The organism is Actinoplanes sp. NPDC051411 (assembly GCF_040682075.1).
Classification (GTDB): Bacteria; Actinomycetota; Actinomycetes; order Mycobacteriales; family Micromonosporaceae; genus Actinoplanes.
Genome location: NZ_JBFBAD010000008.1, coordinates 154,449 through 166,567, shown reverse-complemented (window position 1 = coordinate 166,567; position 12,119 = coordinate 154,449). Strand labels below are relative to the sequence as shown.

General features: G+C 70.2%; 8 protein-coding genes and 2 pseudogenes. 5 read left to right on the top strand and 5 right to left on the bottom strand.

Translation table 11 applies throughout. The annotated features are described in order from the left end of the window. The first annotated feature begins 801 nt into the window (after positions 1-801). Genes AB0M88_RS07000 through AB0M88_RS06990 form a run of 3 tightly spaced genes read left to right on the top strand, consistent with a single transcriptional unit; the run spans position 802 to position 4,760 of the window. Positions 802-1,581: an enoyl-CoA hydratase-related protein gene (locus AB0M88_RS07000; protein WP_364096607.1), complete on the top strand. Its 780-nt coding sequence runs from the start codon at positions 802-804 to the stop codon at positions 1,579-1,581. A 42-nt stretch (positions 1,582-1,623) separates the two neighbouring features. After that, on the top strand, positions 1,624-3,096 hold the full coding sequence (locus tag AB0M88_RS06995; RefSeq protein ID WP_364096604.1) for a glycosyltransferase family 39 protein: 1,473 nt from the start codon (positions 1,624-1,626) through the stop codon (positions 3,094-3,096). A gap of 29 nt (positions 3,097-3,125) precedes the next feature. Beyond that, on the top strand, positions 3,126-4,760 hold the full coding sequence (locus AB0M88_RS06990) for an amidohydrolase (protein WP_364096602.1): 1,635 nt from the start codon (positions 3,126-3,128) through the stop codon (positions 4,758-4,760). A gap of 58 nt (positions 4,761-4,818) precedes the next feature. On the opposite strand, the pseudogene AB0M88_RS06985 reads toward AB0M88_RS06990, so the two are convergent. The 5 genes and pseudogenes from AB0M88_RS06985 to AB0M88_RS06965 all read right to left on the bottom strand — a co-directional run. Then, positions 4,819-4,914: pseudogene (locus tag AB0M88_RS06985) on the bottom strand (hypothetical protein); the annotation flags it as partial. A gap of 734 nt (positions 4,915-5,648) precedes the next feature. Continuing rightward, positions 5,649-5,952, bottom strand: a pseudogene (locus tag AB0M88_RS06980) (IS5/IS1182 family transposase); the annotation flags it as partial. A gap of 103 nt (positions 5,953-6,055) precedes the next feature. Next, entirely contained in the window at positions 6,056-7,537 is a 1,482-nt protein-coding gene (locus AB0M88_RS06975) for an alpha-amylase family glycosyl hydrolase (protein WP_364096599.1), read from the bottom strand. Between the two features lie 236 nt (positions 7,538-7,773). Further along, positions 7,774-8,031 (bottom strand): hypothetical protein, encoded by a 258-nt coding sequence (locus AB0M88_RS06970; protein WP_364096596.1) that lies wholly within the window; start codon positions 8,029-8,031, stop codon positions 7,774-7,776. Positions 8,032-8,091: 60 nt separating this feature from the next. Beyond that, positions 8,092-9,546 (bottom strand): MFS transporter, encoded by a 1,455-nt coding sequence (locus tag AB0M88_RS06965; RefSeq protein WP_364096593.1) that lies wholly within the window; start codon positions 9,544-9,546, stop codon positions 8,092-8,094. Between the two features lie 44 nt (positions 9,547-9,590). Here AB0M88_RS06965 and AB0M88_RS06960 point away from each other — a divergent pair, with 44 nt between their 5' ends. Both AB0M88_RS06960 and AB0M88_RS06955 read left to right on the top strand, forming a co-directional pair. Further along, positions 9,591-11,012, top strand: coding sequence for a DHA2 family efflux MFS transporter permease subunit (locus AB0M88_RS06960; protein ID WP_364096590.1), 1,422 nt, complete (start codon positions 9,591-9,593; stop codon positions 11,010-11,012). Positions 11,013-11,027: 15 nt separating this feature from the next. After that, positions 11,028-12,107: a hypothetical protein gene (locus AB0M88_RS06955; protein ID WP_364096588.1), complete on the top strand. Its 1,080-nt coding sequence runs from the start codon at positions 11,028-11,030 to the stop codon at positions 12,105-12,107. The last annotated feature ends 12 nt before the right edge of the window (positions 12,108-12,119 follow it).

Below are 12,119 nucleotides of genomic sequence, written 5' to 3'. Positions count from 1 at the left end.
GGCGGGGGTCGGGCCGGGCCTGGCCAGAAGAGGGCGGGGGTCGGGCCGGGCCTGGCCAGAAGAGGGCGGGGGTCGGGCCGGGCCTGCCCAGAAGGGGGGCGGGGGGCGGGCCGGGGCCTGGCCAGAAGAGGGGCGGGGGTCGGGCCGGGCCTGGCGCCGCAGACTGTGGACAACTTCCGAGAACTGTCAGTCCCGTCTGCTTCACTGCCCCCACCCATTTGAGGGCGGGGGACGGAACACCCTCGCCGGTCCAAGACCGGGGTCAGAGCAACCCACCCCTGCGGGGCGGGAGACAGAACGCCCACCCACTGAGGGAAGCAGTCACAGCACCCTCGGCCGGCAGACGGAACACCCCAGCCACTCGAGGAAGAGGTCGGAACTCCCTGAGGAACGGGAGACGGAACACCCCCCAGCCACTCGAGGGAGACGTCGGAACACCCTCAGGAACGGGAGACGGAACACCCCCCAGCCACACGGGGAGAGATCGGAACACCCTCAGGAACGGAAGACGGGACACCCCCAGCCACACGGGGAGAGGAGAGATGAGGGAAGCCCTGGAGGCGGAGAGGAAACACCCGCGTACGGGGAAGACGGCAGAACGCCGTACCCACCCAGGCCGGAGACGGGACCGCGCGGCGGAACAGCCGGTACGGGTGACGGCACGAAACAGCCACGCGGCAGCAACGGGTTGAACGGCGCCGGAAAGTCTCACCGGGCTGGGCGGCGGGAGAGGACCGACGACGAGCCGGCTGGCGATTCAGGAATGCTGGATGTGGGACTAGGTGGGACGGGAGAACGGGCATGGGCGGAACCGACAGCGACGTGCAAGTGATGGGGCACGGGCGTATGGCGGAGATTCGGCTGAACCGGGTGGGGGCGCGGAACGCGCTCTCTACGCGGATGGCTGAGCTCCTAGCGGAGGCGGCCAGGGAGGTCGAGGGCGGCGGGGCGCGGGCGGTGGTGCTGAGTTCGGCGGTGCCGGAGGCGTTCTGTGTGGGGGCCGACCTCAAGGAGCGGAACGGGCTCAGTGACGCCGGCTTTCTGAAGCAGCGGGAGGTGTTCCGGGCGGCGTTCGGGGCGGTGCGAGGGCTGGCGGTGCCCGTGGTGGCGGCGGTGCACGGGTTTGCGCTCGGGGGCGGCTTTGAGCTGGCGCTCTGCTGCGACCTGATTGTGGCCGACCGGACCGCGGTGGTCGGGCTGCCCGAGGTGACGCGGGGAATTGTGCCGGGTGGGGGTGGGACCCAGCTGTTGCCGCGGAGGGTGGGTGTGGGGGTCGCGGCGGATCTGATTCTCACCGGGCGGCATGTCGAGGCCGAGGAGGCGGCGCGGCTGGGGCTGGTCGATCGGCTGGTCGGTGCGGGGGACGACGGCGAGGTGGCCCGGGAGATCGCCGGGCGGATCGCGGCGAATTCGCCGGTTGCGGTGCGGAACGCGCGGGACGCGGTTCGGCGGGGGATCGACGTGGATCTCCGGGCGGGCTTGGAGATCGAGGATGCCGCCTGGCGGGCGGCGGTCTTCTCCGATGACCGCCGGGAGGGTGTACGGGCGTTCATCGAGCACCGCCCACCGAACTGGCCGTGAAACGGGGGCATACGGAGAGCGATCTTGCTCTATTTTGTACGCATGATCGCCCGCCCCCCGTTCGCCTGGCGACCCGTGACGCTCATCGCGGGCCTGGTCACCGTCCTTTTACTGGCCACTTCCAACGGTTACGGCTACCACCGCGACGAGATGTACTTCCGGATCCTCGGGCATCACCCGCAGTGGGGCTACGTCGATCAGCCTCCGTTCACGCCGTTGCTCAACCGGCTGAGCATCCTCGTGTTCGGCGATTCCCTGTGGGCGATCCGGGTGCCGTTCGCGCTGATGATCGGGGTGTTCGCGGTCCTGCTGGCGCTGCTCGCCCGTGAGGTGGGCGGCGGGCGGACGGCGCAGGCGCTCGCGGCCGCCGGGTCGACGGGCACCTTCGCGCTGGTCGGCGGGCACGTCGAGACGACCGCCACGGCCGATCTGCTGGTCTGGGTCGGGGTGCTGATCTTCATCGCCCGGGCGTTGCTGCATGACCGGCCGCGCGCGTGGATCGCCGCCGGGGTGGTGACCGGGGTCGGGTTCTACAACAAGAACCTGGTGATTCTGCTGCTGATCAGCCTGGTGACCGGGTTTCTGATCGTGGGGCCGCGCCGGCCGCTGCTGAGCCCCTGGCCGTGGCTCGGCGCGGGCCTGGCGGTGCTGATCGGCCTGCCCAACTTCCTCTACCAGATTCTCAACGACTTCCCGCAGGCCCACATGGCGTCCGCGATCGCCGACACCAAGGGGCCCGACGACCGGGTGCAGCTGGTGCCGTTCCAGCTGATCCTGCTCGGGCTGGCGTTCGTGCCGGTGTGGGTGGCCGGCATCGTGACGCTGCTGAGAAACCGCGAGCTCCGGCCGATCCGGGCGTTCGCGGTGGCATATCCGATTCTGCTCGTGCTGGTGTTCGCGAGCGCCGGGCAGCCCTATTACACGTTCGGGCTGGTCGCCGGGCTCTTCGCGGTCGGGGCCGTCGCCACCGAGCGCTGGCTGGGCGGCCGCCGGGCGAGACGCGCTCTGATCATCGCCGCGGTCGTCGTCAACGTCGCGGTGTCGGCGGTGTTCTCGCTGCCGCTGCTGCCGGCCGACCGGGCCGGCTTCATCGCCGACGCGAACTCGACCGTCGCCGACCAGATCGGCTGGCCGGACTACGTCCGGCAGGTCAAGGGCGTCTACGACCGCCTCTCCCCCGACGACCAGCGGAAGGCGGTGCTGTTCACGGGAAACTACGGCGAGGCGGGTGCGCTCGACCGGTACGGCAAGCCGCTCGGGCTGCCGGCGGTGTACAGCGGGCACAACGAGCTGTGGAACTACGGGCCGCCGCCCAACGACAAGACCGTGGCCATCGTCGTCTCCGAGGCCGAGCCGGCCCAGGTGCGGGCACGGTTCGGGACGTGCGAGGCGGGTCCCCGGCTGCGCAACAGCGCCGGAATCGAGAACGAGGAGTCGGACGCCTCCGTCTACGTCTGCCGCCAGCTGCCCGGCACATGGCAGGATCTGTGGCCCGAGCTGCACCATTACGACTGAACAAGGTTCCCTGAGGGTCGAGGCGTGACATGGCTACGGCGTACGCGGAGAAGCTTTTCACCAACGGCCCGGTGTTCACCGGGAGCGGGACCACCGAGACGCAGGTCGCCGTGCGCGGCGGCCGCGTCGTGGCCGTGGGGCCCGACCTCGCCGACCTGGCCGGGCCCGCGACCGAGCGCATCGATCTGGCCGGGCGCCTGCTGATCCCGGGGTTCCAGGACGCGCACATCCACGCGGTGATGGGCGGGGTCGAGCTCGGGCAGTGCGACCTGACCGGAACCGTCGACCTGGACGAATACCGGCGGCGAATCCGGGCGTACGCCGATGCCCATCCGGACGCGGAATGGATCACCGGCGGCGGCTGGTCGATGGAGAGCTTCGAGAACGGGGTGCCGAGCCGCCGCATTCTCGACGAACTGGTGCCGGACCGGCCGGCCTATCTGATGAACCGCGACCATCACGCCGGCTGGGCGAACAGCCGCGCACTGGAATTGGCGGGCGTCACCGCGTCGACGCCCGATCCGGCCGACGGGAGAATCGACCGCGACGCCGACGGCGAACCGGTCGGCGGCCTGCAGGAAGGCGCGATGAGCCTGGTCGCCGCGGTCATCCCGCCGGTCACCGCGGCCGTACGGCTGAGCGGGTTGACACGGGCACAGGAACTGTTGCATTCGCTCGGCATCACGGCCTGGCAGGACGCGATGCTCTGTGCGACCAACGGTTATGCCGACGTCTCCGACGCGTACCTCGAAATGGCGCGCACCGGCGCGCTCAGCGCGACCGTCGTCGGGGCCCTGTGGTGGGATCGTGACCGGGGCGCCGAGCAGATTCCGGACTTGGTCGCCAAGCGCGAGTCGATGACGATCGGGCGGCTGCGCTGCGGCTCGGTGAAGCTGATGCTGGACGGGATCGCGGAGAATTTCACGGCGGCGATGACCGCGCCGTACCGGGATTCGTGCGGGCACGCGACCGCGAATTCGGGTCTGTCGTTCATCGACCCGGCCAAGTTGCCGGAATATGTGGCCGAGCTTGACCGGCAGGGATTCCAGCCGCATTTCCACGCGCTCGGTGACCGCGCGGTGCGGGACGCGCTGAACGCGGTCGAACGGGCACGGCGGGAAAACGGTGCCAGCGATACGCGGCCGCATCTGGCGCATCTGCAGGTGGTGCATCCGGATGACGTGCCGCGCTTTGCCGCGCTCGGGGCGGCAGCCAACATCCAGGCGCTGTGGGCCACGCACGAGCCGCAGATGGACGATCTGACATTGCCGTTCCTCGATGAGGATCTGGGCCGGTGGCAATATCCGTTCGGCGATCTGCACCAGGCCGGGGCGCGGCTGGCGGCCGGCAGCGACTGGCCGGTGAGCAGCCCCGACCCGCTCCAGGGCATCCACGTGGCGGTCAACCGGGTGCTGATCGGAACGGGCCGCGAACCGTTCCTTCCCGAGCAGAGGTTGTCGCTCGCGGTGGCACTCGAGGCCTACACGGCCGGGTCGGCATTCGTGAACCACCTCGACGACACCGGGCGCATCGAGCCGGGTTTCCGGGCGGACCTCGCGGTGCTCGACCGGAACCCGTTCGCCGGGCCGCCCGAGGAGATCGGAGAGACCCGGGTCGCGATGACGTTCGTAGTGGGAAACGCGGTATTTCGGCGAGCGGACTAGACGACATCTCGGTAGGGCTGACTGCGCACAACGCGGCGAAAGATGCCTCACTGCTGAGTCGTCGTGGGTTGTCGCCGGCGGCCAGGAGAAGAGCTGCCGCGGTGTCGGGCCCGACGCCGGGTCGTTGCAGGAGCTCGGGCGTGTGAGCGGGCACGGCGTTGAAGATGCGGCGGTTCAGCTCGTCGACCTCGCGAGTGAGTCCGATGAACCGGCGAGCCAGCAGACGCAGGGTGTATGCCGCAGCCGACGTGGGATCGTCGGTGGTGTCCGGGTCGAGGTCGGCGCACGGGCGAACCAGCTTGGGCAGGCTGAGTCCGGTCCTCGACTCACGCGGGTTCGGGTCGACGCCGACGAGGACGGCTTTGAGCTGGTTGATCGCCCGGGTCCGGGCTTTGACAGCGGAGGTTCTGGCCAGCTTGAACAGGCGGATCCGACATGGCCGTCGCTGGTCTTCGCGATGGCGGTGGCTCGCCCGGACAGAACCGCTCGGCCTGCGGCCTGCGCGTCGATCGCGTCGGTTTTGCCGCGTCGGCGACGGTTGGCCTGGTCGGGCTGGCTGACCTCGACCACTGTCAGCCCTGCAGACAGCAGATGTCGAGTGTCCTTGTGGGTGTCAACGCCGGGGATCACCTCATCGGAGGTGTCGTGCTGCTCGGGCGGCGACGGGTGGGACATGCTGGGCACGGTTGTTCGGCTGCTGACGGCTCGGGAACGGATGGGCCGTCGCCGGGCCGGCGAAGAGCGGTCAGGACTGTGATGGCGCCTTGTAAGCGGCAAGGCCCTTATCGGGACCCGTCCCGCCGGTCCGGCGGCAGCAAGCACCGCCCGAGGCCCGAATCGACAGATCAAATTCAAGCCACCCAAGGCCCGTCGTAGCGCGGGTCAGACTCAACCCCCGGGTGGCACTCGATCATCCTCACAGTCGTAGCGGGTGGCAACACCGCGGTGCCGTTTGAGTCGAGCGATGTTGTTCTCAACGGCGTGGCGGAGCCGGGAGGGCGGCGGGTCGAACTTCGGCGGACGCCTGCTGCGGCAGGCCTTTGGCCTTGCGGTGGGCGTCCTGGCCGCTTTTGCCGGGGATGCAGGCCTTGATCCCGCATGAGCACAGATGTCGGCGGTCGGCCGGCACGAGCACCGGACGTGATCGGGCGCGGCCGACGCCGAGCCGGCTGACCCGGATGCGGCGCAGGACTAAGGGCATGCCGCCTCGTCACCGCTGAGGCGGCCACGAGGTCTCCGGTACCAAGTTCTTGCTCGGTCGCAGAACCATCTACCGGAGGCCTCTGAAACACGCGTTAGGAACGCCGCGTAGTGGTGACGGCCAGGAGGTGGGCGCCCCACGGTGGGAGGTCGACGTAGAGGCCGGGGCCGGCCAGGTCTTCGCCGCCGCGTTCGAAGGCGCGGCCGTCGAGCAGGTCGACCAGGCGCCAGCCGCGGCCGCGCAGCTCGTCCCAGGGCAGGGGGATGCGGGCCTGGGCCGGCTCGGCCGACAGGTTGACGACCACGATGTGGTGGGGGCGGCCGTCGTGCCAGGCCCAGGCGAGCACCGACTCGCCGGTGTCGTTGCCGGGCCAGCCGTGCGTGTCGAGTAGGCGCCACTCGCCGCGGCGCAGGCCAGCCGCGACCTCGACCAGCCGGTGGTAGAAGGTCAGCCGGGCGTCGTCGACCGGCTCGGCCGGGGCTCGGTTGAGGAAGACCGGCAGCTGGACGCGGCGGCCCTCGAACTGGCCGTCGTGCCAGAGCGTCGCCCCCGGCAGCGTCGCCGCGGCGACCGCCGCCGCGCGGTCGCGGCCGCCCGGCATCGCCGTCGCCGCGCGGGGCTCGTCGTGGTTCTCGGTGAAGCGGATCAGGCGCCGCTGGAACTCCTGGTCGCCGGAGAGGTGGACGCGTACGGTCGCCGCGGTCTCGTGGGCCAGGCGGTCGTAGAGGCGCTTGTCGTAGCAGAAGTCGAAGCCCTGCTGCTGGAGCGCCCACTCGGTGTCCCAGTACGCCTCGGCGATCAGGACCGTCTGCGGATGCTCCTTGCGCAGCCGGTCGATCGTCTCGGGCCAGAACTCGGAGTCGGGTGCCGGGCCGGCCCGGTCGCCCCAGGTCTGGGCGAAGATCTCGTTGGTGACCAGCATCGCCATGTCGACGCGCATGCCGTCGCACTGGTCGGCGATCGCGATCATCGTCTCGGCGGCGGCCGCCCGCAGGCCGGGGTCGAAGGCGTTCAGCTGGGCGACGTCGGGCCAGGGCGGCAGGTACGGGTCGCGGCCGCGGGCCACGATGTGGGCGCCGGCGCGGAACCAGCCGGCGGGGTCACGAGCCATTTCGTCCTCGGTGCCGGTGACGAACCACGACGGGTACCGGTGGATCGCCGGGTGGTCGGGGGCGACGTGGTTCGGCACGTAGTCGAGGATCAGCTTGAGACCGCGGCGCGCCAGCTCGGACCGGGCCACGGCGAGACCGGTGCGGCCTCCCAGGCGGCCGTCGGGCTCGTAGCGGCGTACGGAATAAGGGGAACCACTGACGTCCTCGCGGCGGACGTCGGGCAAGGCCCGATGGATGGCTTTTTGAAGGTTTTCGTCGTGGCGGGCCACGGCGAGACCGGCGGGACTGCGCTCCCACACACCCATCAGCCAGACCGCGTCGATCCCCGGGCGGGCGAGGTCGTCCCAGACCGCGGCCGGTACGTCGGTGAGCGTGACCGCCTGCCCGACCCGGTCGCCGATCGCGGTCAGCCAGGGACGGGTGTCGATCTCGTAGATCACCGGTGCGGTCGGCCAGCCGATCATCGTGCCCCTTACTGCGCGCCGTCGCGCGCAGCCTATCGGGCGGGTCGCGCCACCATCTTGCCGCTCGGGGCCATCAGGTGAACCCCGGCCGAACTCGCGGCTCCGCCAAGCCGAGCGGTGCCGCGTCGGCGTGGGAGCCTGGTGGCCGGCCGAGGGCTGAGCGGCTGAAAGACCTCGACGGGCCGGCCCGGGTCGCTGAGGGCGTCGGGCCGGCCCGGCACCACCGAGGAGGTGGGTCAGTTGGCGGCGCTGTAGACGATCGCGCCGAGGATCATGCCGATGATGGCGCCCGCCGCGCCGGCGCCGGCGGCGTACCAGCCCAGGGGCTTGTCGCCCTGGGTGGCGGCGATCACGCCGAGGATGACCGCGATGAGGCCGAACAGGATCGGGATGAAGAAGACCGCGATCACCGCGAAGGCGAAGGCAACGATGGTGCAGATGCGGGCGCCTCTCCCCACACCGGCGGGAACGGGGGTGGTCCCGGGATCGACCATTTTGACATCCTCCAAATCAGACGTGGCTGCGCCTTACCCAGTTGCCACATAGAGCAACCGTCAGGCCGTCGATGGGGACGCGGCCGAGAGCGGGGTTGCCAGGTCTTCGAGACTCTTGCGCTCGGCGCGTACGCCCAGGACCAGCTCGACCAGGCCCGCGACGATCATCAGGATGGCGCCGATGACGAACGCGACCACGGTGTCGCCGACCTTGCCGGTGCCGACCAGGTGGGCGAAGAGCAGCGGGCCGGTGATGCCGCCGGCCGCGGTGCCGACCGCGTAGAAGAAGGCGATGGCCAGCGCCCGGGTCTCCATCGGGAAGATCTCGGAGACGGTCAGGTAGGCCGAGCTCGCCCCGGCCGAGGCGAAGAACAGCACCACGCACCAGCAGACCGTCATCGTGACCGCGTTGAGCGCTCCGGCGTGGAAGAGCCAGGCCGTGACCAGCAGGAGTACGCCCGATCCGACGTAGGTCGCGGTGATCATGAACTTGCGGCCCAGGGAATCGAAGAGGTGGGCCAGCAGGAGCGGGCCGGCGAGGTTCCCGACCGCGATCACCGCGAAGTAGTAGCCGGTGCTGCCGGGCGGGACCTTGAAGAACGTCTGGAGGATCTGGGCGTACCCGAAGGTGATGGCGTTGTAGAGGAACGCCTGGCCGATGAACAGGGCGAGGCCCAGGCCGGCCCGCTTGGGGTAGTCGCGGATCAGGGTGCCGGCGATCCTGGCGAAGCCGATCGACTTGCGCTGGTGGATCTCGATGTACTTCTCGGCCGGCTCGAGCTCGACGTGATCTTCCTCGGTGACCGTGCGCTCGACGCCGGAGACCAGCGATTCGGCCTCGTCGCCGCGGCCGTGGATGAACAGCCAGCGCGGCGACTCGGGCACGTGCCGGCGTACCAGCAGGATCACCAGGCCGAGCACGACGCCGAGGCCGAACGCGAGCCGCCAGCCCCACGACACGGGCAGCTGGGTGAGGATCGGAACGGTCAGCAGCGCCCCGAACGCGGCACCCGCCCAGTACGTCCCGTTGATCACGATGTCGATGCGGCCGCGGTGCCGGGCCGGGATCAGCTCGTCGATCGCCGAGTTGATCGCCGCGTACTCGCCGCCGATGCCGGCGCCGGTGACGAAGCGGAACAGGAAGAACCACCAGGCGTGGAACGACAGCGCGGTCATCGCGGTGCCGAGCAGGTAGACGCCGAGGGTCAGCATGAACAGTTTCTTGCGGCCGAACCGGTCGGTCAGCCAGCCGAAGAACAGGGCACCGACGCACGCGCCGAGCACGTACGTGGCGGCGCCGAAGCCGGTGATCTGGGACTGGGTGATCGGCAGCCCGCTGCCCTTCTCGGCCAGCCGGCCGGAGAGGTTGCCGACGATGGTGACCTCGAGGCCGTCGAGGATCCAGACGGTGCCCAGCCCGATGACGATCATCCAGTGCCAGCGGGACCAGGGCAGGCGGTCCAGCCGGGCGGGAACGTTGGTGCGTACGGCGTCCATGTGACGATCGCTACCCACCTGGAAGCTGCACTATACAATAGTTATAGTGTTATAACTAATTCATGCGCCATCGCTACCTGATCCTGGCCATCTGCTGCATGAGCCTGCTGATCGTGAGTCTCGACAACACGATCGTCAACATCGCGCTGCCGTCGCTCCGGACCGACCTGCACGCCTCGGTGTCCGGGCTCCAGTGGACCATCGACGCGTACACGCTGGTGCTGGCCAGCCTGCTCGTGCTCTCCGGATCGACCGCCGACCGGGTCGGGCGGCGGCGCACCTTCCAGACCGGTCTGGCGCTGTTCAGCGTCGGCTCGCTGCTGTGCAGCCTGGCGCCCAGCCTCGGCTGGCTGATCGCGTTCCGGATGCTGCAGGCGATCGGCGGCTCGATGCTCAACCCCGTCGCGATGTCGATCATCACGAACACCTTCACCGAGCCCCGGGAACGGGCGCGGGCGATCGGCGTGTGGGGTGCGGTGGTCGGCTTCAGCATGGCGCTCGGCCCGCTGGTCGGCGGCGTACTGGTCGACTCGCTCGGCTGGCGCTCGATCTTCTGGATCAACGTGCCGGTCGGCATCGCCGCGTTTCTGCTGGCGGCCAGGTTCGTACCGGAAAGCCGGGCGCCGCACCCGCGGCGCATCGACCCGGTCGGCCAGATCCTGGTTCTCCTGACCTTGGCGTCGGTGACGTTCGGGATCATCGAGGGACCGGAGCGGGGCTGGGGGTCGTTCGAGATCATCGGCTGCTTCGTGCTCGGCGTGCTCGCGCTGACGACGCTGCTGATCTGGGAGTCGCGGCGGCCGGAGCCCCTGCTCGAGCTGCGGTTCTTCCGGAGCGTGCCGTTCAGCGGGGCCACGTTGATCGCGGTGTGCGCGTTCGGGGCGCTGGCCGGCTACCTGTTCCTGACCGCGCTCTATCTGCAGGAGGGCCGTGGGCTGTCGCCGCTGCACGCCGGCCTCTACACGCTGCCCGCCGCCGCGATGATGGCGCTGGTCTCGCCGCTCTCGGGACGACTGCTCGCGGCGAAGGGGCCGCGGCTGCCGCTCCTCCTGGCCGGCATCGGCTTCACCGCCGGCGCCCTGCTGCTGACCGGCATCGACCCGGCGACCCCGTTCTGGCGGCTGATGATCGCCTACCTGGTGTTCGGAAGCGGGTTCGCCCTGGTCAACCCGCCGATCACCAACGCCGCGGTCTCCGGCATGCCGCGGGCCCAGGCCGGGGTGGCGGCGGCGATCGCGTCGACCAGCCGGCAGGTCGGCGGAACGCTCGGCATCGCGGTGATCGGAGCCTCGGTGGCCGGCGCGACGACCGCGTCGAGCGGTCCCGCGCTGGCCGCGGCCACCCACGTCGGCTGGTGGATCATGGTCGGGCTGGGGGTGGCGGTGCTGGTGTTCGGCCTGGTCACGACCGGACGCTGGGCGCGCGGGACGAGCCACCGGGTCTCGGCCGAACTCGAGGCGGACCTGGCACCGGCGAACGCGTGAGCCCACAATGAGGGCGTGCGGATCCGGCGGGCCCTGGCCCTGATTCTGGCCGTGTTGATCGCCCTGGGCGGCGGTTATGCCGGCTACAGCGCCGTGCGGTCGCAACGGCCGGTGAGCCTGGCGCCGAGCGGGCCGTTCGCCGTCGGGCGGACGGTGTCGGAGTGGCGCGATCTGTCCCGCGATTCCCGGCCGTTGTCGGTGTGGCTGTGGTACCCGGTCAAGACCGGTGTTTCCGGCAGCGCCGCCGCCCCTTATGCGCCGGGCGACTGGTCGCATCTGCACAAGTTCGGAATCGGGCAGACCGCCTTCGGGCGCATCAAGACCGGCACCCTGCTCGAGGCGCCCATCGCGGACGGCGTCTTCCCGGTCGTCGTGCTGCTGCCGGGAATGGGGTTCTCGGCTCCGCAATACGCGACGATCGCCGCCTCGCTGGCCGCCCGCGGATATGTCGTCGCGGGCGTCACTCCCACCTACAGCGCCAATGTGACCGTGCTCGACGGCCATCTGGTCACCGCTTCGGCGGATGGCGATCCGTCCACGCTCACCGCCGACAAAGCCGATAAGTTGGTCGAAGTGTGGGCCGGCGACGCGCTTTTCGCCGCGCGACAGGTCGCCGCCGCCTATCAAGATCATGTGGACGCCCGGCACATTCTCTATATCGGACACTCGTTCGGCGGGGCGGCCTCCCTCGAAGCCTGCCGCCAGGACGCCTCCTGCGCCGGGGCGGCCGATCTCGACGGCACGCCCTATGGGCCCGTCGTCGCCAGTGGGCTCCGCAAACCTCTGCTGCTGCTCAGTTCGGGAAATGACGGAGCGGCCACCGACCCGTCGACCCGGCTGCTCTTCCACGCCAGCAAGGGATCGTCGCACGCCTATACGATTCCCGACGCCCGGCACTTCGACTTCACCGACTATGCGGCGTATTACCTGGCCGCTCCCCTGCGGCTGCTGCTCCCGCTGGGCGGCCTCGACGGCCGGCGCGTGCTGACCATCACCAGCGGATATCTGGGCGCCTTCGCCGACTCGGCGGCCCGCGGCAGCCCGTGGACCGCGCCGACCTATCCGGAGATCCGGCCGGTTGAGATGCTGGGCTGACGGGGACGGCGG

Excerpts from the sequence above, each read along its gene's own strand:
- AB0M88_RS06995 (WP_364096604.1), top strand. The coding sequence starts at position 1,624 with ATGATCGCCCGCCCCCCGTTCGCCTGGCGACCCGTGACGCTCATCGCG.
- AB0M88_RS06970 (WP_364096596.1), bottom strand. The coding sequence starts at position 8,031 with ATGGTCGATCCCGGGACCACCCCCGTTCCCGCCGGTGTGGGGAGAGGC.
- AB0M88_RS06960 (WP_364096590.1), top strand. The coding sequence starts at position 9,591 with ATGCGCCATCGCTACCTGATCCTGGCCATCTGCTGCATGAGCCTGCTG.
- AB0M88_RS07000 (WP_364096607.1), top strand. The coding sequence starts at position 802 with ATGGGCGGAACCGACAGCGACGTGCAAGTGATGGGGCACGGGCGTATG.
- AB0M88_RS06975 (WP_364096599.1), bottom strand. The coding sequence starts at position 7,537 with ATGATCGGCTGGCCGACCGCACCGGTGATCTACGAGATCGACACCCGT.
- AB0M88_RS06990 (WP_364096602.1), top strand. The coding sequence starts at position 3,126 with ATGGCTACGGCGTACGCGGAGAAGCTTTTCACCAACGGCCCGGTGTTC.